Consider the following 21,898-nt stretch of genomic DNA (forward strand, 5'->3'; position numbering starts at 1 on the left):
GCAGTCGCTTTATATCAGTCGCGCAGAAGCTCATTGATGCCGGTCTTGGAGCGGGTCTTTTCATCGACGCGCTTGACGATCACGGCGCAATAAAGGCTCGGGCCCGGCTCGCCGTTCGGGAAAGGCTTGCCCGGCATGGTGCCGGCAACGACGACGGAATAGGGCGGCACTTCGCCATAGGTGATCTCGCCGGTGGCGCGGTCGACGATCTTGGTGGACTTGCCGATGAAAACGCCCATGCCGAGAACCGCGCCCTCACGCACGATGCAGCCTTCCACGACTTCCGAACGTGCGCCGATGAAGCAATTGTCCTCGATGATCGTCGGACCCGCCTGCAAGGGCTCCAGGACGCCGCCGATGCCGACGCCGCCCGACAGATGCACATTCTTGCCGATTTGCGCGCAGGAGCCGACGGTTGCCCAAGTGTCGACCATCGTGCCTTCATCGACATAGGCGCCGAGATTGACGAAGGAAGGCATCAGCACCACGTTCTTGGCGACATAGGCGGAGCGGCGCACGACGGCGTTCGGCACGGCGCGGAAACCGGCGGCGCGGAACTGGTTTTCGCCCCAGTTTTCGAATTTCGACGGCACCTTGTCCCACCAGGTGGATTCGCCCGGTCCGCCGGTAACAATCTCCATGTCGTTCAGGCGGAAGGAGAGAAGCACGGCCTTTTTCAGCCACTGGTTCACCTTCCAGTTTCCGTCAGCCTGCTTTTCGGCCACGCGTGCCTTGCCGCTATCGAGAAGTTGAAGAGATGTGTCCACGGCGTCGCGAACCTCGCCCTTCGTCGATACGTTCACACCATCGCGGTTGTCGAAGGCGGTTTCGATGATGGTTTCGAGGGAGGTGAGATCCGTAAGGCTCATGGAAAATTCCTTAAAGTCGCGTGGTGTTCGTGGTCACGGATGGTCCCGCGCCGCTGGAAGGCTTTGGTCATTTGATCTAAGGGAGTGTTGGAAAGGCGTCAATGTGATTTGGGTGATTTGGCGCGTCAGACGAAAGGCATGGAAATGACACGACTGAAAAACGGCAAGTTGCGGCGCAAGGACGGGGTATGGGACCCGTTGAAGCGCAGTGCCGTGGACAAGCAGCAGGCCGAGGTCGTTCAAAAAACACCGCAGTCGGATTCCCCGTCCTATCGCCTCGCCTATGTGGACATGGATTTCCTCTGCCGCGAGGAATTGCGCCCCGTCAGGCTTCAACTGGAACTGCTGAAGACGGAAATGGCGCTGACCGAGCGCGGCATCAAATCCACCGTCGTCATGTTCGGCGGCGCCCGCATTCCCGAACCCGGCGGCGAAGCCTGGGCGGCGCGCAATGAGACGCAGAAGCGCAATCTGGAGCAATCCTCGGTCTATTACGACGAAGCGCGCAAATTCGCTCGCCTTTGCACCGACTACGGCGCGAAATCCGGTCACCTGGAATATGTGGTTGTCACCGGCGGCGGTCCCGGCGTCATGGAGGCGGGTAACCGAGGCGCCATGGATGCCGGAGGACCCTCCATCGGCCTCAATATCGTCCTGCCGCACGAACAAGCGCCCAACCCTTATGTAACGCCGGAACTGAGCTTCAATTTCCACTATTTCGCGATCCGGAAAATGCACTTCCTGATGCGGGCGAAGGCCGTGGTGGTTTTCCCCGGCGGTTTTGGTACGCTGGATGAGCTTTTCGAGGCTTTGACGCTGATCCAGACCAAGCGAATGGCCCCGATCCCTCTCATTCTTTTTGGAGAAAAGTTTTGGCGATCCGTCGTCAATTTTGAGTTTTTGGCGGATTTCGGCACCATCGCTCCCGAGGATATGAATCTCCTGCACTTTGCCGAAACGGCGGACGATGCCTGGAAAATCATTTCCGACTACTACGAACATTGAAGATGCACGGCGCGGCGAAGTAATATTAGGGCTTAATTAGCAATCATATTCTAATTTTGCCCCGTCGCGCTGCAGCGCACTGTCCCATGCGGACGGGCCTCCATGACGGAGATTGTCATCCGTTGACGTCAGCTCCTTCGGGTTGACGATTTCCATTGGGGCCTAAATGTTCAATCTCAAAGTGAAGTCGCTTGCGACCAAGCTGATCCTCGTAACCGGCTGTGCCATCACCACGGTTCTCGTTGCATCCAATTCTTTCCTCATCTCCCAGACCAGTGAGCGCGTGCACGCGCTGACCATGGATCAGGCCAATACGGAAGCCCGCGCCATCGCCAACGTAATCGCCGCCGATGTCGGTGAACTTGGCAGCGCCGCGCGCTCCATGGCCGGCGTCATCGGCCGTGCGCATCAGGCGAAATCGATGGATCGCCCCGGCATCGTCAACATCCTCAAGGCCAATGTCGAGCAGAATGCCTTCGCTTTCGGAAGCTGGTTCTGCGAGCAGCTCGGTCTCTTTGACGGGCAGAGCAAGGAGATTGCGGGCAGGCTCGATCTCGGCACCAATGAAAACGGTGCGTTTGCGCCCTATTGGTCGAAGACCCAGAAGGGCGACATCCAGTTCTCGACCTTCAAGAATGATTATGCGGCGGAATGGTATGCGCTCGCTTCCAAATCCGGTAAGGGCGCCATTACCCAGCCCTATCTCGCAGAGGGCACGGAAGTACCCACAACCATGACCTCGCTTGCCTATCCGGTCATGTCGGACGGCAAGATGATCGGCGTGGCGGGTGTCGATATTTCGCTGGCCTCGCTGTCGCAGAAGCTGCAGGCGCTGCACCCTTTTGAGACCGGCCGCGTAACGCTCGTTTCGCAGGGTGGCCAGTGGCTGGTGCCGCCGACACCCGCGCAGAATATGAAAGCCTATGACGGAGACGGCGCGAGCACCGTTCAGGCGGCGATTACGTCCGGCAAGCAGGGCCTCATCGAAAATCTCGGCCTCGATACGGACGCGCCCTATAATCGTCTCGTTTATCCCTTCGCCGTTCCGGGTCTCAACGCGACCTGGGTGGTGCTGGTGGATATTCCCCATCAGGCCCTGAACGCACCGGTTCAGGAACAGACCTACATGATGATCATCGGCGCGATCGTCATTCTCGCCGCCGTCATCACCGCGCTTTATTTCGCCGTGCGCCATTTCGTCCGCAATCCGCTTGCCTCCCTGGTGTCCGACGTCAGGACGCTGAGCGACGGTCGCTACGATGTGCCCGTTTCCGGACAGGAACGCCGGGATGAGACGGGTGCCGTGGCTACTGCGCTTGAAGGTTTCCGCGCGAAGCTTGCTGGCATCCGCGAGATGGAGGCCGAAGCCGAGGCCCAGCGTGGTCAAGCGGAAACGGCGCGCCAGCGCTCGGAATCCGAGCGTACTGAAAACAGCCGGATGCAGCAGCACATTGTCGGCGTGCTGGGTGCAGGCCTCAATGCGCTTTCGCAGGGCAATCTCACCTACCGCATCGAGGACGAGTTCCCCGGCGAATATGCGAAGCTGCGCGAGGACTTCAACTCGGCGCTTGCGAGCCTCGAGGAAACCGTTTCCACCGTCAATGCAACCGTCGTCAGCATCGGTAACGGCACGGGCGAGATCACTCGCGCCGCCAGCGATCTTTCGCACCGCACGGAACAGCAGGCCGCAAGCCTGGAAGAAACCGCCGCCGCCCTCAATGAGCTGACGGCGCAGGTCAATTCCAGCGCGGAAAACGCAGCAGAGGCGGCCGGAGCCGTCAGCCATGCCTGCGACGACGCAGGCAAGTCGGGTGAGGTCGTGCAGCAGGCCGTAAACTCCATGGAAGGCATCGCGCAATCCTCGGCCGAAATCTCGCGCATCATCGGGGTTATCGATGAGATCGCTTTCCAGACCAACCTCCTGGCGCTGAATGCGGGCGTCGAGGCAGCCCGCGCCGGTGATGCCGGCAAGGGCTTTGCCGTCGTCGCACAGGAAGTGCGCGAACTGGCGCAGCGGTCCGCAACCGCCGCAAAGGAGATCAAGGGTCTCATCAACACCTCGGCCACCCAGGTGAACGAGGGCGTCCAGCTGGTCGGCAAGGCCGGTGAGACGATGAAAAAAATCGCCGATCAGGTTCTGCAGATCAACCAGTTGATACGGCAGATTTCCGCTTCCGCCAGCGAACAGGCGGTGGGCCTGAAGGAAATCAACTCCGCCGTCACGCAGATGGATCAGGTCACCCAGCAGAATGCGGCGATGGTGGAAGAAACCACAGCGGCCAGCGTGACGCTGAACAGCGAGGCCGAAACGCTAAAGTCGCTCGTTGCCGGTTTCTCCGTTTCCGGCGGCCATTCCAGCCAGCAACTGCGCGCCACGGCGGCGGCAATGCGCGCACCCGCCGCTCCGGCGCAGGCGTCGGGCCGCCAGGCCGCACCCCGCGCCCGTCCGAGAACCAGCGGCGCAAACGCGCTGGCGCAGGATGACTGGACGGAGTTCTGACGCGCCATTTCCGTCTCAAATGAAAAGGGCCGCTGGCATCGCCAGTGGCCCTTTTTTAATGTCCGCTTCCATCAGAGACGGGCGAAACGTTCCGTCAGCAACTCGAAGAAGCCGTCGGCATCCACATTGCGCATCACGCGGGCATTGGCGGGTCGTTCGGTAACATTCCACCAGTCCACCACGGTCATGCCCATGGTGAGTTCCGAATGGACCTCGATTTCGACATTGCACTCGCGACCCTGAAACAGTTCGGGTTTGACGAGATAGGCAATGACGGTCGGATCATGCAGCGGGCCGCCGTCCGAGCCGTATTTTTCGATATCGAAACGCTCGAAGAATTCCAGCATTTCCGCCATGGCGATGGCCGGCCGCGTGCCAATGTCGCGAATGCGGCTGACCCGAGCCTTGGTTGTCAGCAACTGATGGGTGACATCGAGCGGCATCATGACGATCGGCATGCCGGAGCGGAAGACGATATCGGCGGCCTGCGGGTCGACATAGATGTTGAATTCTGCCGCCGGGGTGATGTTGCCGCCCTCGAAGAAGCCGCCGCCCATCATCACCAGTTCCTTGACGCGGTCGGCGATTTCCGGCGCCTTCAGGAGCGCCAGCGCCACATTGGTCAGCGCGCCGAGCGTGCAGAGCGTTACGGTGCCGGCGGGTTCCCGCATCAGCGTTTCGATGATGAAATCGACCGCATGCTGCTTTTGCGCTTCCATGGTCGGCTCATCGAGAACCGGGCCATCGAGGCCGGTGCTGCCGTGAACGTGCTCGGCGGTGATGGGCTTGCGCACCAGCGGCTTCTCGGCGCCCTCATAGACGGGAATATCGGTGCGGCCGCACAGTTCGCTGATAATGCGGATGTTGCGGCTGGTCAGCTTCAGCGGAACGTTGCCGGCGACGGCGCACAATCCGAGAATGTCGATTTCCTCCGGGCTTGCGAAGGCGAGCATGATTGCCGCCGCGTCGTCCTGGCCCGGATCGGTGTCGATAATGATTTTTCTGCGTTCTGCCATGTCTTGCCCGCCGTTGAGATGAGCGCTTTTTTCGAGCGGCGGGTGCTCACTTGTCAAGCCTCATTCCCGGTGTTCCCTTTGCTCGTCGCCGCGTCTTGCGTATTGCGGTTGTGCTTCCCATATTGCAGGGGCCGGTGCGATTGGCCGGCGAGGTTGCCGGAAGCGGGACCGCGAAACGTCGCTTGGTTGCAAGGACAAAAGAGACATGAGCCGCATGACGCCATTCACCCACCCGCTTTTGCTGGGTTTTGATGCCATGGAAAAAACGCTGGAGCGCATGGCGAAGGCCAATGACGGCTATCCTCCCTATAATATCGAGCGCCTGCCGGGCAGTGACGATGTGCCGGAACGCCTGCGCATCACCATCGCGGTTGCCGGTTTCTCGCAGGACGATCTGGATGTGACGACGGCCGATAACCAGCTCGTCATTCGCGGACGCCAGCAGGAACAGGAGAAGCGCGATTTTCTCTATCGCGGCATCGCGGCCCGCCAGTTCCAGCGGGTGTTCGTGCTTGCCGATGGCATGCAGGTCAGGGAAGCGCGCCTGCGCAACGGCCTGCTTTCCATCGATCTGGTCCGGCCGGAAATTTCAAACGTGGTGAAGAAAATTAATATTTCCGTCTCAGAGTAGAACGTGAACGCCGGAATCCGACACGAATCGCTCGGCGTGAAGAAGGAGGCTGAAATATGCTGTTGAAAGAAGCGCATGCGCGTCTCACCCAATCCCAGCTCGCCCATATCGGCGAAGGAGAAGTGGGATATATCCGCAAGATCCGCGCGGAAGACGTCAGCCGCTGTTTCCCGGAAGCGCCCGATCTCGATCCGCAATTGGACCTTTGGGCGCTGTTCGGTGCAGATGGTACGCCGATCCTCCTGACGGACAACCGGTCCAGTACGTTTTTCAAGGCTGCCGAAGACGATCTCCAGACCGTCAGCCTGCATTGAAGAAAAAAGCCCGCTTTTGAGCGGGCTTTTTCTTTAGCGGGTTAAAGGAACGGGCGGTCCGGCATGTCGTCGATGGAGATGACGCCGTCCTTGTTCTTGTCCAGCCGTTCGAACATCTTTTCGCCGGCGGCGGTGAATTCGGCCTTGCTGACCTGACCGTTCTCGTCGGTATCGGCCCAGCGGATCAGCGCGAAACCTGCGCCCTTGCCGCCATGCTTGCCCCAGCCCTGATGGCCGAAACGGCCGCCATGTTCGCGCTCGGCATGTCTTTCGGCGCGCTTGCCCTCGGGGCCCTTGCCGTCTTCGGCTTTGGCATCCTCACGCTCGGGGCGCGGATTGGCGGCGCGGAAAGCTTCCATCTTCGCCTGACGATACTCACGCATTTCCTTCGGCGTGATCGAGCCGTCCTTGTCCTTGTCGATCTCGGTGAAGAGCGCGTCCTGACGTGCGGCGAATTCCTCCTTGGATATCTTGCCGTCCTTGTTGCTGTCGGCCACCTTCAGCAGGTGAACGAAGACCGCTTCCTGGCGGATCGGCATGCGCTCGCCATGGCCTTTGCCCGGAGCGGGTGGGGCGGCGAAGCTTGCCGTCGCGGCCGTGCCGATCAAAAGGGCTGCGCCAAGAGCAGACAGGGCGATTTTTCGTGTGGTCATCGTCATTACCTTTCTTTGGTGTCCCTGAAGAGAAGATAATGACGTCCAGCACGCCTCACCACTTAAACATCCGTAAGGTGCATGAAGCTTCGGTAATGTTCGCTGCTCAGCCTGCGATGGTTTTCGTCAGGAAGCCGGTCAGGTCGTCGGTGATGTAGTCGATATGCGCATCCGTGGCCGCTGGGATTTCCCAGCGTTCCATGATGACGCCCTCGAGATTGGCGGGGACGAGCAGAACGGTCTTCATGCCGAGCGCCTTGGGCGCCGCGAGATTGCGCGGCAAATCCTCGAACATGGCGGCTTTTTGCGTGTCGAGTTTCGCAAGCGCCGCGAACTTCTCATAGGTCGCGCTGGCCGGTTTCGGCAGATAGCCCGCAGCGACGATATCGAAAATATCCTCGAAATGATCGAGAATTCCGAGCGCACCGGCCGCCGCCTGCGCATGTTTGACGCTGCCGTTGGTAAGGATGAATTTGCGGCCCGGCAAAGCCTTGATCGCCTCGCCGAGTTCCGGATGCGGCTTCAGCGCCGAATAATCGATGGCATGGGCGCGTTCCAGAAACTCGTCCGGGCTGATGCCGTAGTGGATCATCAGGCCCTGAAGCGTCGTGCCGTGGTCATGATAATAGCGCTTCTGCAGCGCCCGGGCCTCGTCGGGATCGAGCTTCAGAAGCTCCGCCACATAGGCCGTCATGTTACGGTCGATCTGCGAAAACAGATTGATGTGATGCGGATAGAGCGTGTTGTCGAGATCGAAGACCCATTCGCTAACATGGTCGAAATCGGCGGCTTCGGGCAGGTTTTTCGGCTTTGTGTCCATGGGCTGCTTTATGCCCGTTTCGAAGGCCGAAGAAAATCGAAAAGAAGACGATTGATCAGAAAATCGGGCTTGGCTGGGGCCTCCGGTGCATGATACCGCCAAGGCCATGGAACTCTGGATAGGCATCACTTTCGCAAGCGCGTTCTTGCAGAACCTGCGCTCGACCCTGCAAAAGCACCTCAAGGGCATGATGGGCACCACGGGCGCGACCTTCGTGCGCTTCGTTTTCGGCATGCCTTTCGCTCTCGCCTATCTTGCTTTTCTGCATTTCGGGCTCGGCCGCCCTCTGCCGGTGCCGAACATGTCCTTCGCCGTGTGGGCGACGGTCGGCGCCATGGCGCAGATCGCCGCCACCTTCCTGCTGGTGCACCTGTTCTCCTTCCGTAATTTTGCGGTTGGAACGGCCTATTCCCGCACCGAGCCGGCGCAGGCGGCGCTGTTTGCGCTTATTTTCATCGGGGAAAGCGTCAATGGCGGCACATTGGCGGCCATCGCCATCTCGGTCGCCGGCGTCATGCTTATTTCGGTGGCGCGCACGGAAGTCACGCCCGCTTCCTTCTTCACGTCGATCTTCAGCCGGACAGCGGGTATCGGCCTTGCCTCGGGGGCTTTCTTCGGCCTGTCATCGGTTGCCTACCGGTCGGCGTCGCTCGCGCTTGCACCGAGCCTTCCCGCTCCGGACGCGATGATGCAGGCGGGCTTTACCCTCGTTGTCGTCATCGTCATGCAGACGGTTTCGATGTTCCTGTGGATCGTCTGGCGCGAGCGGGAAGAGTTGCGGCGCATCGCGAAGGTATGGAAACCGTCGCTGGCGGTCGGTTTCGTGGGCGCTACGGCCTCGTTCGGCTGGTTCACGGCGATGACCCTGCAGCAGGCCGCCGTGGTGAAGGCATTGGCGCAGGTGGAGATGCTTTTCGCCTTCGCATCGACCGTGCTTTTCTTCAAGGAGAAGATCAACCGGCTCGAACTGTCCGGCTGCCTGCTGATTGTCGTGGGCGTGCTGTCACTTTTGGCATTCGGCTGAATGCCTGTCGTGGCGGACCGGCTTGCCGTCCGCCACCTGAAGCCTGTCAGGGCACGATGAGCGTGCCGGCGCCTTCCGTGAAGATTTCCAGAAGGACGGAATGCGGCGTCTTGCCGTTGAGGATCACCACGCCCTGAACTCCGGCCTTGATGGCGTCGATGCAAGTCTCGACCTTTGGGATCATACCGCCGGAAATCGTGCCGTCCTTGATGAGCGCACGCGCCTGCGAGACGGTGAGTTCCTTGATGAGTTCCTTGTTCTTGTCGAGAACGCCGGGAACGTCGGTGAGAAACAGCAGGCGCGAGGCGTGAAGCGCACCTGCAATCGCGCCGGCGAAGGTATCGGCGTTGATATTGTAGGTGGCGCCATCGCGGCCAGGCGCGACCGGGGCGATGACCGGGATCATTTCCGACTTGGCGAGCAGGTCGAGCAGGGTGCGGTCGACTTCGGTGACTTCGCCGACGAAGCCGAGATCGAGCACACGTTCGATATTGCTGTCGGGATCGATGACGGTCTTTTTCGCCTTTTCGGCGAAGACCATGTTGCCGTCCTTGCCGCACAGGCCGATGGCCCATTCGCCCGTCTGGTTGATGAGGGCGACGATTTCCTTGTTGATCGAGCCGGCCAGAACCATTTCGACGATCTCGACCGTCTTGGCGTCAGTGACGCGCAGGCCGCCCTCGAATTTCGATTCGATGCCCATCTTGGTCAGCATCGCGCCGATCTGCGGGCCGCCGCCATGCACGACGATGGGGTTAATGCCCGATTGCTTCAAAAGGGCGATGTCTTCCGCGAAAGCCTTGCCGAGCGTGGAATCCCCCATGGCGTGGCCGCCATATTTCACCACGATGGTCTTGTTCTCGTATTTCTGCATGAAAGGCAGAGCCTGTGCGAGCAGCCGCGCCTGAGTTTCGCTTTCGGAAGACGTCATCTAAAAACCTCGGTCTGTGGTTGCGGCCGTTGAAAGCCTGTCACCGCTCTAAAGCAAGTCTTTGACGGATGAAATAACCTCCTGGCCTTATTGTGTCGGCAGCTGTCAAATTTCTTTTTTTTGGCTGTCCCGGCCCCGTAATGAGATTGACATAAAGGCCCAATGGGACCAGCCTTGCAGAGGAAAGGGGAGGGGTTAATTCAGGGCGATATGGGATGTCGCGCGCCGCGGGAGCGATGCTGACCTGAACGACCGAGGAGCGAGAGACCACATGACGGCACCCGATAGAGACAAGCAAAGCGGTTTGCGGGATGAAGTCCTTGCGGGCGAATATGTGCTGGGTGCCCTGCCGCCGGAAAGCATGGCGCAGCTTGCCAAGCGCGTCAAACGCGACCGCCAGTTCGCCGCCATGGTCAGGCGCTGGCGGGACAATCTGGCGGAAGCCGAACATCGCGAAAACGCGACCGTCGCCGCGCTGCTGGAACGGGAGCCAAGCCGCTCCGGCCTGCCATTCAGGGGCCAGCCGCTACGGGGTGGCAGCATGTTCGCAGCCATGCTTTCGGAGGTCTGGCATTCCGTTCGCTTCTGGCGCCTTCTGGCGTTGACGGCGATGCTCTGGACCGCCGTTCTGCTTTTCACCATCGCCTGAGAGGCGTGTCTCTCAAAGAGAGATCGTTCTGACGATCTCGGCCCGCAGGCTATCCAGCCCGAATGATTTTTCCGAGGATGTGGCGAGAACTTCCGGATAGGCGGCGGGACGCTTGCGGATTTTCTCCAGCGTTTCGCCGATCAGACGCGGAACGCCGGCATCCTTGATCTTGTCCGTCTTCGTCAGCACGATCTGGTAGGAAACGGCCGCCTTGTCGAGCAGGGTCAGAACCTCCTCGTCGTTCTTTTTCACGCCATGGCGGGAATCGATCAGCACGTAAACGCGCTTCAGCGTCGCACGGCCGCGCAGATAATCGAAGACGAGCTTGGTCCAGGCATCGACCTGATCCTTCGGGGCCTGCGCATAACCGTAACCGGGCATGTCGACCAGCGCCATCGGCGGCAGATCGCCAGCTTCGCCGGAATAACCATCCGGAACGAAATAGTTCAGTTCCTGCGTGCGTCCGGGCGTATTGGACGTGCGGGCAAGCCCTTTGTGGCCCACCAGCGCATTGATGAGCGAGGACTTGCCGACATTCGAACGGCCGGCGAAGGCAATCTCCGGCGGGCCTTCGGGCGGCAGGAATTTCATTGCGGGAACGCCGCGAATGAAAATCCAGGGTCGCCCGAACAGGGGCTTTTCGATTGCCGTGCCGGTCTCACTCATTTCGATTGCACCGGCTTTCGCTTGAACAGCCCCTTGATGTTATCGAACAGTTCGATCTTGGCGCCCTGGCGCTTCATGATGACGGCCTGCTGGGTGATGGAGAGCGTATTGTTCCATGCCCAGTAGATGACCAGACCGGCCGGGAAGGAGGCCAGCATGAAGGTGAAGATCAGCGGCATCCAGTTGAAGATCATCGCCTGCGTCGGATCGGGCGGCGTCGGGTTCATGCGCATCTGCAGGAACATGGTGATGCCCATGACAAGCGGCCAGACACCGATCATCAGGAAGTGCGGCACATCATAAGGCAGAAGGCCGAAGAGATTGAACAGCGACGTCGGATCCGGCGCGGAAAGGTCGTGAATCCAGCCGAAGAACGGCGCATGCCGCATTTCGATGGTGACGTAGATGACCTTGTAGAGCGCGAAGAAGACCGGGATCTGCAAAAGCATCGGCCAGCAGCCGGCAACAGGATTGATCTTCTCTTCCTTGTAGAGCTGCATCATCGCCTGCTGCATGGCCATGCGGTCATCGCCATGCTTGGCCTTCAGTTCTTCCATCTTCGGCTGCACGCGCTTCATGTTCGCCATGGAAGCATATTGCTTGCTGGCGAGCGGGAAGAAGAGAGCCTTGACGACGATGGTGGTGAGCAGGATCGCCACGCCGAAATTGCCAAAATAACGGAAGAAGAAATCCATCAGTTTGAACATCGGCTTGGTGATGAAGTAGAACCAGCCCCAGTCGATCAGAAGGTCGAACTTCGGAATGGCGTAGGTCGTCTCGTAACGGTCGACCAGCGGCACTTCCTTGGCGCCGGCGAAAACGAGGCTCTTCAGCTCGATCGACTGGCCGGGCTCGACCGTCAGCGGGTCGCTCTTGAAATCGGCCTGATAGCTCGGCTGATTGCCGGTGATGTGCGAATAACGGGTTTCGAACGGCGTCGTCTGTGGCGGAACGATGGCCGCGGCCCAATATTTGTCGGTGATGCCGAGCCAGCCACCGGTCGCCTTGGCAACCGTTACCGGTGCTTCTTCGACGTCCTTGTATTTTTCTTCCGTCAGGCTGCCGTCTTTGCCCGAAACGCCGAGGAAACCTTCATGGATGACGAAGACCGGGGGAACTGCGGGCTTGTTGTTGCGCGTCACGCGGCCATAGGTGGCGAAGGAGATCGCTGCCTGTCCGGGGTTCTCCACCTTGTCGGCGACCGAGATCATGTAATGCTCGTCGATCGAAACCGTACGGGAGAAAATCACGCCCTTGGAATTGGTGTAGGTGAGGGTGACCGGGGTGGTTTCCGTCAGCTTTTCGCCGCTTGCCAGCGTCCACACGGTGGTCGGGCCGGGAACGCCGCCGACTTCCTGTGCTGCAACGTAACCGAGTTCGGTGAAGTAGCCGTCCTTGGTGTCGGAGGGCGAGAACAGCGTGATGATCGGGCTCGAGTCATCGACGGTCTCATGGTAGTCCTTGAGCCGGATGTCATCGAAGCGGGCGCCGGTAAGGTTGATCGAGCCGGCGATGGCGTTGGTCTCGATGGCCACGCGCTGGGTTCTTGCAATCGACTCTTCGCGGGTCGCCGTGGCGGCAGTCTGCGGTGAGGAGGCGGGCGGTGCGCCGTCAACGGCAGCACCTGGTGCGGCGCCCGGCGCCGGCTGCTGTTGCTGCGTCGTCTGCTGCTGCGCCTGGCGGGCCTCTTCGGCGCGGCGCTGCTGCTCGATACGCGGATTCATGTAAAGGAATTGCCAGGCGAGGACGATGACAACCGAAAGGGCTATCGCGATGAAGTAATTACGGTTCTTTTCCATCATTCTTTCCTGGAGCGGGTCTCCTGGGACCGTTTCGGTTTCGCCGTTCCTTCAATTCGCTCGTTAAGGAGAGACTGAAGTTTCGGGAAGGCCGTATCGAGCACGTCCCTGCGGGCGACAATCACATAGTCATGACCGGGCTTCATTGCGAATCCGGCAGAAAGCCTGACGGCTTCCTTGAGACGGCGGCGCATGCGATTTCGCTCTACCGCGTTGCCTTGTCTTTTCGTTACGGTAAAACCGACGCGAGGCTCGGTTTCCGGGGCTTTCCGGTCAAGCACTTCCAGAAGAAAGGTGCCTCCCCGCCGTTTTTCTCCTGCCTGAACGGCAAGGAAATCCGACCGGTTTTTAAGCCGGCCGGGCAGTTTTCCTGTCTTACTCATGTGCCCGCGACTTTCACCGGGTCACAGAGGCGGCAATTAAGCCGAAAGACGAGCGCGGCCGCGCGCACGGCGGGCTGCGAGAACCTTGCGGCCGCCGGCGGTAGCCATACGGGCGCGGAAGCCATGGCGACGCTTGCGGACAAGCTTGGACGGTTGGTAAGTACGCTTCGACATTTATTTAATACCGCGGTGTGCGGCCCTTCTTGAATTTGCAATAATTTGCAAGAGCGTTTCGTTTTTTGCACGGCTAACCCCGCCTGGGCGAGCTTTCAATGGCCGAGCGTGCGCGGCTTATAAGGGCATAGGCCGAGCAAAGTCAATTGCCGAAGGGGTTTTCGCGCTTCACCTTTTGCGGAAAACGCACCGCCATCTCCTTCGCCGACCGCCGATAGAGGCCGATTCCGGCGCGCAATCGATAAAATCCGAAATTCTTTCTTAACACAGCGTTGATAAATCTTGTGACGCGAAAAAGTTATGCCAGCTTCCCATTTTCATCGCGCGGCTGGTTTTTGTTGGGGGAACGAAGTTGAGAATTCGCGGTTGTATCAATCTACTTGTCGGGCTGATGAGCCTTGTCGCCTGTACCATTGGCGGGTTGTCCATCTATGCGATCAACGAATTCTGGGTTCGGTCGCATCATTTCGAGGGAACCGCCGAAAGGGCCTATAAGGGCGAGGCGCTCAACCGTCTGGTAACGGCAGTCGTCATGGAGGCACGCGGTGTCTATGCGGCAGCCGATGTGGCGGCAGCCACCCCCTTTGCCGACGGCATGGTCAAAAACCTCGACGCCATGGAAAAGCTCATTGCCAGCTGGGCGCCGCTCGTGCCGGCGGAACAACAGGCGAGTTTCGACAAGCTTGTCGGCCGGTCCAAGGAATTCCGCACTTTCCGTCTGGAAACCGTGCGGCTGGCGAAGGAAAACGGGCCGCAGGCGGCCAGCCAGCAGGGCAATAACGAGGCGAACCGCGCCAACCGCAAAGCCTATCAGGCGGAGATCGACAGCGTCGTGAAAAACGACCTCGCCGAACTCGAAGTCGTGAAGGCAGGAGTAGATTCTTTCAGCACCGCGATATTCTGGGTGATCGTCGCGGTGACGGTTGCCGGTGTCGGCGCGGGAGCCGCCTTCGGTCTCTACATCGGAACGCAGCAGCTTAGCGCACCCATCCGCAGGGTTTCGCAGGTGATGAATGCCGTGGCCGATGGAAATCTCGACGCGGACGTCCCCTATCTCGGCCGCAACGACGAAATCGGCGAAATGGCTGCGGCCGTCGAGGTCTTTAAGAAAAACGGCAGCGAAGTGCGCCGCATGAATGCGCAGGAAGCCGCCATGCGCGCCAAGAGCGACGATCTGCAGGCCGGCATGGCCATCGTCGTCGACGCTGCGGCCCAGGGCGATTTCAGCCGCCGCATCAACAAGGACTATGGCGACGACAACCTCAATCGTTTCGCCGCGACGATCAATTCGCTCCTCACCGGTGTCCATAATGGCGTATCCGAGACCAGCCGCGTCATCGAAGGCCTTGCGCGGGGCGATCTGACGGAGAGAATGGATGGCGAGTTCCGGGGCGTATTTGCTGAACTCCAGGCGAACGTCAACCAGACGCTGACCAAGCTGCGCGAGACGATGCGCGAAGTGCGCGGCAGCACGGAGGGCATCAGCGGCAACGCGAACGAATTGCGCTCGGCGGCCGACGACCTGTCGAAGCGGACCGAACAGCAGGCGGCGGCGCTGGAGGAAACCTCCGCCGCTCTGGATGAGATTACCGCCGTCGTCCGCAATTCGACCGACCGTGCGCAGGAAGCCAGCGCCATGGTTGCCGAAACGAAGCAGAAGACGGAAGAGTCCGCCAATGTCGTGCGCGACGCCGTGTCCGCCATGGATCGCATCGAGCATGCCTCGCGCGAAATCAGCCAGATCATCAACGTCATCGACGAAATCGCCTTCCAGACCAACCTGCTGGCGCTGAATGCCGGCGTGGAAGCCGCCCGTGCGGGTGAAGCGGGCAAGGGCTTTGCCGTCGTCGCTCAGGAAGTGCGAGAACTTGCGCAACGATCCGCAACGGCAGCGAAGGACATCAAGGCGCTGATCACAAAATCCGGCGAAGAGGTCGGGCGTGGCGTATCGCTGGTGCAGAGAACCGGCGGCGCACTGAGCGAGATCGAGACCCGCGTTCTGGCAATCAACGAGCACATCCATTCGATTGCCACGGCCGCCAGGGAGCAGTCCACCGGTCTGCATGAGGTGAATACCGCCATCAACCAGATGGACCAGGTAACGCAGCGCAACGCAGCAATGGTGGAGGAAACCTCGGCTGCAACCCATAAGCTGAGCAGCGAGGCCGACCATCTCGTGACGCTCGTGGCGCGCTTCAACGTTGGCGCGGAGAATGCGCAGCGCAGCCCCCGCATCGAGCAGCCCGCGAGGCCGATGACGGTCTCCGCCGGACCGGTGGCGGTCTCCGGCAGGACGCAGGCGGTGGCCTCTCCGGCCCGCAAATTGATGAACAGCGTCAGCCGCGCGCTCAATGCCCAGCCGGCGGCGGCACCCGCACATGGCGACTGGCAGGAGTTCTAGACGACCAGCGGTCCGCTTCAAACCGGCTTATTTTCGAACGCCGCCCCTGCCGGGCGGCGTTTGTTTTTCCGGCAATGAAAACCTTTATTTTGCAGCGCATTGGAAAAATATCCATTAGGTCCTATTATCATCGCTGCATATAAACCGAGCCGTTCCACGCAAGCAGCGGCGCGCATACAGGATCATGGCCCGGTGTTTTCTAAAGGCGTAGACAGCTTGGACCGCACGCAAGACGATCCGGTGCATTGCATGCCGGGATTGACCGCCGGTCTTTCGGGACGGCTGCTGCTGCTCACGGTCATCTTCGTGATGATCGCCGAAGTGCTGATCTTCGTGCCTTCCGTCGCCAATATGCGTCTTTCATGGTTGCGCGACCGCCTGAACACGGCTGCGGCAGCCGGCGCTGTCATCGACGGCCTGCAGGCCGAACTGCCGCGAAGCGTGCAGAACGACACGCTGATGGCAACCGGGGCGAAGCTTATCGCGCTGCGCAAGGACGGCACCTCACGCCTGCTCGCCGTGGCGGAAACGCCGCCGGGTGTCGATGAGCAATATGATCTTTCCGACGTTTCGCAGGTGGCTGCGGTGCGGGACGCCTTTTCCACCCTGCTGTTCGGCGGCAACCGCGTCATTCGCGTTTTCGATGTCGTCGGCGACAGCGACACGATAATCGAACTGGTGCTCGGCGAAAACAAGCTGCGGGCGGCAATGCTTGCCTATGCCCGCAACGTTTTCCTGATTTCCATCGTCTTGTCGCTGATCACCGCAGGCCTGATCTTCATCTCCATCAATCGCATCATGATCCGGCCCATACGCCGGCTGACGCTCGGCATGCAGAACTTCTCCGAGGATCCGGGCAATCCCGAGCGGATTTTCGTACCTGAGGAGGGAACGGATGAACTATCGGTTGCCGGCCGCCACCTCGCCGACATGCAGACCGAACTGCAGAAGACCCTGCGCCAGCAGAAAAACCTCGTGGATCTCGGCCTCGCGGTCTCGAAGATCAATCACGACATGCGCAACATCCTGTCTTCCGCGCAGCTCATGTCGGACCGTCTTGTGGACGCAAAGGATCCGATGGTCAGGAGCTTCGCGCCGAAACTGCTGCGCACCATCGACCGCGCCGTGGCCTATACCGGCGAGGTGCTTGCTTATGGCCAGGCGACCGAAGGCGCACCGAAACGCAAGATGGTGCAGTTGAGCCTCCTGGTGCGGGATGTGCGCGATATTCTGGCGCTCGATCCGGACAGCGGCATCGAGTTTCAGGACAGCGTGCCATCCGATCTCACGGTCGATGCGGATTCCGAGCAGCTTTTCCGGGTCATCCACAATCTCTGTCGCAATGCCGTTCAGGCCCTGCAATCGGATACCGCGAATGCCGGGCTTCGGCATCTCTCCATCTCGGCCCAGAGGGCCGGCAGCGTCGTCAGCATCGTCATCGACGACAATGGGCCGGGCATGCCGCGCAAGGCCAAGGAGAACCTGTTCTCCGCTTTCAGGGGTTCGGCCCGCTCCGGCGGCACGGGCCTCGGGCTGGTCATTGCCCGCGAACTCGTGCTTGCCCATGGAGGCACGATCGCGCTCGTCGAAAAGCCCGGTCCCGGCACGCAGTTCCGCATCGAGATAGCCGACCGCGCCGCCTCCGTACAGGCGGCCAGAACCGCCTGAAAAACCTGCTTTGCAGCCGGTTCGCGCAATCATTGTGCATGCCCAAACGGACATGGTATCTGGCCCGTGGAAAATGATCATTATGGAATTTCAAATACAATCAATGAGATACATGAATTGCTGCGGAAAAATGACAATTTCGAAGCGAAATCGCTTGCATTCGGAATGAGGACGTTTTAGAGGATCGCCACGCCACCGGAAACGACCGGAACGGCACGCACCCGTAGCTCAGCTGGATAGAGCACCAGACTACGAATCTGGGGGTCAGGAGTTCGAATCTCTTCGGGTGCGCCATTTCTCTTCCCATAAAATAAAGTCCTGAAACAATCGCCTTCACGCGCGATATCGCTGATATCGGCAAGTCCGTTCAGGCGAATGCTTCGACGCTCCGCAGGACCGAGTGAATTCCGAAGATCCCGAATATGTGCTAAAGTCACCCCGTCATCAGATGTCCCCGGGGTGAAAGCCATGTTGGAAGCGGACAAGGTGTTTGCGGGTTCGATTCCGGAAAATTACGACCGCTATACGGTGCCGCTGATTTTTGCGCCATTCGCCGCCGATCTGGCGCGTCGGGCGGCGGCCTTGATGCCGATTGATATTCTGGAAATCGCCGCAGGCACCGGCGCCGTCACGCGCGAATTGGCCCCCCGATTATTGCCCGCGGCAAACTATGTGGTAACCGACCTCAACCAGCCGATGCTCGATTTTGCGGCGTCGCAACAGGCGTCGGATCGCCGCATAAAATGGCAGCAGGTGGATGCCCAGACATTGCCTTTTGAAAACGCTGTGTTCGATCTCGTTTTCTGCCAGTTCGGCGCGATGTTCTTTAATGACCGCTTGTCGGCTTATCGCGAGGCAAAGCGGGTATTGAAGTCCGGCGGACATTATTTATTCAATGTATGGGATCGCATTGAGGAAAATCACTTCGCGGATGACGTGACGAACGCCCTGGCGCGCCTGTTCCCCGACGATCCGCCGCGCTTCATGGCCCGTACCCCGCACGGTTATCATGACACGGCACTCATTCGCCGCGAGCTGGAGGAGGCCGGTTTTTCCCGCGTGACGATTGAAACGGTGACCGCGCAGAGCCGCGCCTCTTCACCGCGCATTCCGGCCATGGCTTATTGTCAGGGAACCGTGCTTAGGACGGAAATAGAGGCGAGAGCACCGGGACGGCTCGACACCGCGACAGATTGCGCCGCCGCAGCCATTGAAGCGCGGCATGGCGGTGGCGCGGTTGCCGCGAAAATTCAGGCGCATGTGATTCTCGCCGCCGTTTAAACCGGCGCTGCCGACCCGGTTCTCAGTCTATAAATGCCTGCGGAGAATATTTGAGCAATACCCCCTAAATATTAGTGGTTTTGGGTGGAGGCCTATACCAAAGGGTTTTCCGATAGCCCGAGATTACCAGGCTTTCGAGTGTCATCGAACTTTCCGCAAACCTTCGTCATATTGTCATACAATATAAGCATATGCGCTCCAGAAAAGGAGCGCAGAATGACGCCACAATCACTTGAACTTTCGGGCATCGGCAAAGGCTTCGGGGCTGACGATGTTCTGAAAGAGATCGATCTCTCCATCCGTCCCGGAGAGTTTTTGTCTCTCGTCGGCATGTCGGGCTGCGGCAAGTCCACGCTTCTGCGTATCATTGCGGGGCTGGAAACACCGGATCGCGGTTCGGTCTCCATCGGCGATCAGGATGTGACTGGGGTTGATCCAAGCGATCGTAATCTGGCGATGGTTTTCCAGTCCTACGCTCTTTATCCGCATATGAACGTGCGCCAGAACATTGCCACGCCGCTCAGGATGCGGCGTCTGCCCTTTGCCGCCCGCCTGCCGCTGGTCGGACGGTTTGCGGCCCCGGCAGAAACACTAAGCCAGATCGACGCCGCCGTCGAACAGGCGGCCGAGACGCTACAGATCGCGCATTTGCTGGATCGCAAGCCGGCGCAGCTTTCCGGCGGCCAGCGTCAGCGCGTGGCGCTCGCCCGGGCGCTGGTGCGTTCGCCCGCTGCCTTCCTGATGGACGAGCCGCTCTCCAACCTCGATGCGAAGCTCCGCGCCCACATGCGTGAGGAACTGGCCGGCCTGCACCGTCGGCTGGGGGCGACCTTCATCTATGTCACCCACGACCAGATCGAAGCCATGACCATGTCAGACCGTATCGCGTTGATGTCGGAAGGCCGCATCGAGCAGCTTGGCACGCCCGACGAGCTTTACCGCAAGCCCGCGACGCTGACGGTCGCGCGTTTCATCGGCACGCCATCGATCAACCTGCTGCCGGTCGAAATCGACGCGCAGGGTAAAGTCACGGCCTTTGGGCGCGATCTTGGCATCGAGGGTGTGGGCCGCGATGCTGGCCCGGCGACGCTCGGCCTTCGTGCCGAAGATTTGCGCCCGGGCGAAGAAGGTTTTGCCGTGCGTGTGGTGCGCAGTGAAACCCACGGCGCCGACCGCTTCGTGAGCTGCCGCCTGCTGAGCGACGAGACGGTCGCCATCACCCTGCGTCAGGGCGCCGGCGATGCCGTGGGCGCGGATATGAATGGCGTGATGAATCTTGGCTTTGCACCGGAACGCGCGCATCTGTTCGCGGCCGATGGCCTGCGCCGCAAGGTGACGGTGCGCGAACGGGTGCCGGCATGACGGCGGTCGATTTTTCCACGGCCGCGCGCGCGAAGCCTCGCCCGCGGCTGTCAAAGGCGGACCGGCGGATGATCTGGCGCGGCCTGATGTTCGCGGCCCCCGCAAGCCTGCTGCTTCTGGCAATCTATATCGTGCCGATGCTCGTTCTGGCCGGTTTTTCCGTCACCGATTACCAGCTCGGTTCGCTCTCCACCCGCTTTGTCGGCCTCGGAAACTTCGTCAAGGCGTTTCAGGATCCGGTCTTCCTGCGCTCTCTGGCCAATACCGCCATCTATGCGCTCATCGTCATTCCCTTCGGTGTGTTTCTGGCGCTCGGCGTGGCTTTGCTCGTTTATAACCGCAAGCGCAGCCGGGCTTTCTGGGAGGTGGCTTATTTCCTCCCCGTCACCGCAACCCTCGTCGCCATGGCGACCGTGTGGCAGTTCCTGCTGCATCCCTCGCTTGGTCCGGTGAATGCGGCGATCAAATGGCTGGGCTTTGAGCCGGTCGCCTTCCTCTCCAATCCCGTCCTCCTCATTCCCACCATGGCGCTGATGGGCGTCTGGCAGATCCTGGGTTTCAACATGGTGCTGTTCCTCGCGGGCCTCACCGCCATCTCGAAGGATCTGCACGAGGCGGCGCGGCTGGATGGCGCCAAGAACCCGATCGACCGCTTCCTGACCGTGACTTGGCCGATGCTCGGACCGACGACCATGTTCGTGGTGGTCACCACCTCCATCTCGGCCTTCAAGGTGTTCGAGACGGTGGCTGTGCTCACCAAGGGCCGCTTCGGATCGGAAACTCTGCTGTTCGATCTCTATCTCGAAGGTTTCGAATATTCGAACACCGGTTATGCCGCCGCGCTGACGATTATCTTCCTCGCGATCGTGCTGGTCCTGTCTATCGGCCAGACGCTGCACATGGACCGGAAGGTGCATTACTGATGGCCGCACTCCGCAAATATCTCCCACATCTCGTGCTTGCCCTTGGCGCTTTCGTGATGCTCCTGCCGTTCTACTGGATGGTGTTGACCTCGATCCGCTCACCTGCAGAGATTTTCGATGTCTCGCTCTGGCCAATCCCGCAGAAATTCGACGCGGCCGATAATTACGCCCGGGCGGCGGGTCAGGTGCCGATGGCGCGTTTCATGCTCAACGGCGTCATCGTCTGCGTCGGCATTCTCGTCGTGCAGATCCTGACGTCGGTTCCGGCTGCCTATGCGCTGGCGAAGCTCCGGTTCCCGGGCCGCAAACTGCTGCTGGGCCTCGTCATTGCGGCGCTCTGCGTTCCCATTCAGGCGCTCGCCCTCCCGCTCTTTGTCGGTCTCGCCAAGACGGAGCTTCTGAATACGTATTTCGCGATGATGATGCCGTTCTTCCTTTCGGTCTTCGCCATCTTCCTGTTCAACCAGTCCTTCCGCAGCTATCCGAATGAGATCATCGAGGCTGCCCGCATGGACGGGTTCTCGGAAATGGAGATTTGCTGGGGGCTGGTCCTTCGCGGGTCGCTGCCTTCGCTCGCCGCTTTCTCGATCTTTTCGCTCGTTGCCCACTGGAACGACCTTTATTGGCCGATGATCGTTGTCTCCGACATCAATCTCGCCCCGCCGCCGCTTGGCATGATGCTATTCGCCGATGTCGAATCCGGCGCCAATTACGGTGCGCTGATGGCGGGCGCCACACTGATTACCGCGCCGATGGTGCTGTGCTTCCTCCTCGCACGGCGGCACTTCATCGCCGGTATTACCATGACCGGCGTCAAGTGACGCCGTTC

At 60.1% G+C, this 21,898-nt stretch carries 21 protein-coding genes and 1 tRNA gene; 13 read left to right on the top strand and 9 right to left on the bottom strand.

Going from position 1 to position 21,898, the window contains the following annotated elements; translation table 11 throughout:
- Window positions 1–14: 14 nt before the first annotated feature.
- Window positions 15–869, bottom strand: a complete 855-nt coding sequence (gene dapD / locus ACQZ40_RS01620) for a 2,3,4,5-tetrahydropyridine-2,6-dicarboxylate N-succinyltransferase (RefSeq protein ID WP_059759385.1) — start codon at window positions 867–869, stop codon at window positions 15–17.
- Window positions 870–1,007: 138 nt separating this feature from the next.
- On the opposite strand from dapD, the gene ACQZ40_RS01625 reads away from it, so the two are divergent.
- On the top strand, window positions 1,008–1,874 hold the full coding sequence (locus ACQZ40_RS01625) for an LOG family protein (RefSeq protein ID WP_423748603.1): 867 nt from the start codon (window positions 1,008–1,010) through the stop codon (window positions 1,872–1,874).
- A gap of 166 nt (window positions 1,875–2,040) precedes the next feature.
- Window positions 2,041–4,374: a methyl-accepting chemotaxis protein gene (locus tag ACQZ40_RS01630; RefSeq protein ID WP_448747268.1), complete on the top strand. Its 2,334-nt coding sequence runs from the start codon at window positions 2,041–2,043 to the stop codon at window positions 4,372–4,374.
- A 71-nt stretch (window positions 4,375–4,445) separates the two neighbouring features.
- Here ACQZ40_RS01630 and ACQZ40_RS01635 read toward each other — a convergent pair whose 3' ends face one another.
- Window positions 4,446–5,390: a nucleoside hydrolase gene (locus tag ACQZ40_RS01635; protein ID WP_065654563.1), complete on the bottom strand. Its 945-nt coding sequence runs from the start codon at window positions 5,388–5,390 to the stop codon at window positions 4,446–4,448.
- 205 nt (window positions 5,391–5,595) lie between these two features.
- Here ACQZ40_RS01635 and ACQZ40_RS01640 point away from each other — a divergent pair, with 205 nt between their 5' ends.
- Entirely contained in the window at window positions 5,596–6,021 is a 426-nt protein-coding gene (locus tag ACQZ40_RS01640) for an Hsp20 family protein (protein WP_080791469.1), read from the top strand.
- Window positions 6,022–6,077: 56 nt separating this feature from the next.
- Window positions 6,078–6,335 carry a BQ00720 family protein gene (locus ACQZ40_RS01645; RefSeq protein ID WP_003520040.1) on the top strand — a complete coding sequence of 86 codons (258 nt, stop codon included), beginning with the start codon at window positions 6,078–6,080 and terminating at the stop codon, window positions 6,333–6,335.
- A 41-nt stretch (window positions 6,336–6,376) separates the two neighbouring features.
- Here the strand turns inward: ACQZ40_RS01645 and ACQZ40_RS01650 are convergent, their stop codons facing one another.
- Window positions 6,377–6,994 (bottom strand): EF-hand domain-containing protein, encoded by a 618-nt coding sequence (locus ACQZ40_RS01650; protein ID WP_448747269.1) that lies wholly within the window; start codon window positions 6,992–6,994, stop codon window positions 6,377–6,379.
- Between the two features lie 100 nt (window positions 6,995–7,094).
- Complete coding sequence (locus ACQZ40_RS01655; RefSeq protein ID WP_078051319.1) at window positions 7,095–7,808, bottom strand: pyrimidine 5'-nucleotidase; 714 nt, start codon at window positions 7,806–7,808, stop codon at window positions 7,095–7,097.
- A 106-nt stretch (window positions 7,809–7,914) separates the two neighbouring features.
- On the opposite strand from ACQZ40_RS01655, the gene ACQZ40_RS01660 reads away from it, so the two are divergent.
- Window positions 7,915–8,832, top strand: coding sequence for a DMT family transporter (locus ACQZ40_RS01660; protein WP_065654855.1), 918 nt, complete (start codon window positions 7,915–7,917; stop codon window positions 8,830–8,832).
- A 46-nt stretch (window positions 8,833–8,878) separates the two neighbouring features.
- On the opposite strand, the gene argB is transcribed toward ACQZ40_RS01660, so the two are convergent.
- Window positions 8,879–9,763 carry an acetylglutamate kinase gene (argB, locus tag ACQZ40_RS01665; RefSeq protein ID WP_003503698.1) on the bottom strand — a complete coding sequence of 295 codons (885 nt, stop codon included), beginning with the start codon at window positions 9,761–9,763 and terminating at the stop codon, window positions 8,879–8,881.
- 271 nt (window positions 9,764–10,034) lie between these two features.
- Between argB and ACQZ40_RS01670 the strand changes: the two genes are divergently transcribed.
- Window positions 10,035–10,412: a hypothetical protein gene (locus tag ACQZ40_RS01670; RefSeq protein WP_448747270.1), complete on the top strand. Its 378-nt coding sequence runs from the start codon at window positions 10,035–10,037 to the stop codon at window positions 10,410–10,412.
- A 12-nt stretch (window positions 10,413–10,424) separates the two neighbouring features.
- On the opposite strand, the gene yihA is transcribed toward ACQZ40_RS01670, so the two are convergent.
- From yihA to rpmH, 4 genes are read right to left on the bottom strand one after another with little or no spacing between them, the layout of a single operon-like run.
- A complete protein-coding gene (gene yihA, locus ACQZ40_RS01675) occupies window positions 10,425–11,078 on the bottom strand; it encodes a ribosome biogenesis GTP-binding protein YihA/YsxC (RefSeq protein WP_065654559.1) in 654 nt (217 codons plus the stop codon).
- Window positions 11,075–12,877, bottom strand: a complete 1,803-nt coding sequence (yidC, locus tag ACQZ40_RS01680) for a membrane protein insertase YidC (RefSeq protein ID WP_448747271.1) — start codon at window positions 12,875–12,877, stop codon at window positions 11,075–11,077. The genes yihA and yidC overlap by 4 nt, the downstream gene beginning before the upstream one ends.
- Window positions 12,877–13,260, bottom strand: a complete 384-nt coding sequence (gene rnpA / locus ACQZ40_RS01685) for a ribonuclease P protein component (protein ID WP_003520031.1) — start codon at window positions 13,258–13,260, stop codon at window positions 12,877–12,879. The genes yidC and rnpA overlap by 1 nt, the downstream gene beginning before the upstream one ends.
- Window positions 13,261–13,296: 36 nt before the next feature.
- Entirely contained in the window at window positions 13,297–13,434 is a 138-nt protein-coding gene (gene rpmH, locus ACQZ40_RS01690; RefSeq protein ID WP_003493611.1) for a 50S ribosomal protein L34, read from the bottom strand.
- A 352-nt stretch (window positions 13,435–13,786) separates the two neighbouring features.
- Here rpmH and ACQZ40_RS01695 point away from each other — a divergent pair, with 352 nt between their 5' ends.
- From ACQZ40_RS01695 to ACQZ40_RS01725, 7 genes are all read left to right on the top strand, one after another.
- The gene (locus tag ACQZ40_RS01695) at window positions 13,787–15,835 is read left to right on the top strand and encodes a methyl-accepting chemotaxis protein (protein ID WP_448747272.1); all 2,049 of its coding nucleotides are present in this window, start codon (window positions 13,787–13,789) and stop codon (window positions 15,833–15,835) included.
- Window positions 15,836–16,084: 249 nt separating this feature from the next.
- Window positions 16,085–17,503 carry an ATP-binding protein gene (locus ACQZ40_RS01700; RefSeq protein ID WP_433822056.1) on the top strand — a complete coding sequence of 473 codons (1,419 nt, stop codon included), beginning with the start codon at window positions 16,085–16,087 and terminating at the stop codon, window positions 17,501–17,503.
- A gap of 217 nt (window positions 17,504–17,720) precedes the next feature.
- A tRNA-Arg gene (locus ACQZ40_RS01705) sits at window positions 17,721–17,797 on the top strand.
- Window positions 17,798–17,971: 174 nt separating this feature from the next.
- Entirely contained in the window at window positions 17,972–18,784 is an 813-nt protein-coding gene (locus ACQZ40_RS01710; RefSeq protein ID WP_448747375.1) for a class I SAM-dependent methyltransferase, read from the top strand.
- A 216-nt stretch (window positions 18,785–19,000) separates the two neighbouring features.
- The gene (locus tag ACQZ40_RS01715) at window positions 19,001–20,146 is read left to right on the top strand and encodes an ABC transporter ATP-binding protein (RefSeq protein WP_448747273.1); all 1,146 of its coding nucleotides are present in this window, start codon (window positions 19,001–19,003) and stop codon (window positions 20,144–20,146) included.
- Entirely contained in the window at window positions 20,143–21,069 is a 927-nt protein-coding gene (locus tag ACQZ40_RS01720) for a carbohydrate ABC transporter permease (protein ID WP_078051312.1), read from the top strand. The genes ACQZ40_RS01715 and ACQZ40_RS01720 overlap by 4 nt, the downstream gene beginning before the upstream one ends.
- Window positions 21,069–21,890, top strand: coding sequence for a carbohydrate ABC transporter permease (locus ACQZ40_RS01725; protein WP_448747274.1), 822 nt, complete (start codon window positions 21,069–21,071; stop codon window positions 21,888–21,890). Before ACQZ40_RS01720 ends, ACQZ40_RS01725 begins: the two co-directional genes overlap by 1 nt.
- The last annotated feature ends 8 nt before the right edge of the window (window positions 21,891–21,898 follow it).

This window comes from Agrobacterium sp. 16-172Ci, from assembly GCF_053522725.1.

What these genes read in the sequence shown, in the direction of transcription:
- dapD (WP_059759385.1), bottom strand. Translation starts at nt 869, where the DNA reads ATGAGCCTTACGGATCTCACCTCCCTCGAAACCATCATCGAAACCGCC.
- ACQZ40_RS01625 (WP_423748603.1), top strand. Translation starts at nt 1,008, where the DNA reads ATGGAAATGACACGACTGAAAAACGGCAAGTTGCGGCGCAAGGACGGG.
- ACQZ40_RS01630 (WP_448747268.1), top strand. Translation starts at nt 2,041, where the DNA reads ATGTTCAATCTCAAAGTGAAGTCGCTTGCGACCAAGCTGATCCTCGTA.
- ACQZ40_RS01635 (WP_065654563.1), bottom strand. Translation starts at nt 5,390, where the DNA reads ATGGCAGAACGCAGAAAAATCATTATCGACACCGATCCGGGCCAGGAC.
- ACQZ40_RS01640 (WP_080791469.1), top strand. Translation starts at nt 5,596, where the DNA reads ATGAGCCGCATGACGCCATTCACCCACCCGCTTTTGCTGGGTTTTGAT.
- ACQZ40_RS01645 (WP_003520040.1), top strand. Translation starts at nt 6,078, where the DNA reads ATGCTGTTGAAAGAAGCGCATGCGCGTCTCACCCAATCCCAGCTCGCC.
- ACQZ40_RS01650 (WP_448747269.1), bottom strand. Translation starts at nt 6,994, where the DNA reads ATGACGATGACCACACGAAAAATCGCCCTGTCTGCTCTTGGCGCAGCC.
- ACQZ40_RS01655 (WP_078051319.1), bottom strand. Translation starts at nt 7,808, where the DNA reads ATGGACACAAAGCCGAAAAACCTGCCCGAAGCCGCCGATTTCGACCAT.
- ACQZ40_RS01660 (WP_065654855.1), top strand. Translation starts at nt 7,915, where the DNA reads ATGGAACTCTGGATAGGCATCACTTTCGCAAGCGCGTTCTTGCAGAAC.
- argB (WP_003503698.1), bottom strand. Translation starts at nt 9,763, where the DNA reads ATGACGTCTTCCGAAAGCGAAACTCAGGCGCGGCTGCTCGCACAGGCT.
- ACQZ40_RS01670 (WP_448747270.1), top strand. Translation starts at nt 10,035, where the DNA reads ATGACGGCACCCGATAGAGACAAGCAAAGCGGTTTGCGGGATGAAGTC.
- yihA (WP_065654559.1), bottom strand. Translation starts at nt 11,078, where the DNA reads ATGAGTGAGACCGGCACGGCAATCGAAAAGCCCCTGTTCGGGCGACCC.
- yidC (WP_448747271.1), bottom strand. Translation starts at nt 12,877, where the DNA reads ATGGAAAAGAACCGTAATTACTTCATCGCGATAGCCCTTTCGGTTGTC.
- rnpA (WP_003520031.1), bottom strand. Translation starts at nt 13,260, where the DNA reads ATGAGTAAGACAGGAAAACTGCCCGGCCGGCTTAAAAACCGGTCGGAT.
- rpmH (WP_003493611.1), bottom strand. Translation starts at nt 13,434, where the DNA reads ATGTCGAAGCGTACTTACCAACCGTCCAAGCTTGTCCGCAAGCGTCGC.
- ACQZ40_RS01700 (WP_433822056.1), top strand. Translation starts at nt 16,085, where the DNA reads ATGCCGGGATTGACCGCCGGTCTTTCGGGACGGCTGCTGCTGCTCACG.
- ACQZ40_RS01710 (WP_448747375.1), top strand. Translation starts at nt 17,972, where the DNA reads ATGTTGGAAGCGGACAAGGTGTTTGCGGGTTCGATTCCGGAAAATTAC.
- ACQZ40_RS01715 (WP_448747273.1), top strand. Translation starts at nt 19,001, where the DNA reads ATGACGCCACAATCACTTGAACTTTCGGGCATCGGCAAAGGCTTCGGG.
- ACQZ40_RS01720 (WP_078051312.1), top strand. Translation starts at nt 20,143, where the DNA reads ATGACGGCGGTCGATTTTTCCACGGCCGCGCGCGCGAAGCCTCGCCCG.
- ACQZ40_RS01725 (WP_448747274.1), top strand. Translation starts at nt 21,069, where the DNA reads ATGGCCGCACTCCGCAAATATCTCCCACATCTCGTGCTTGCCCTTGGC.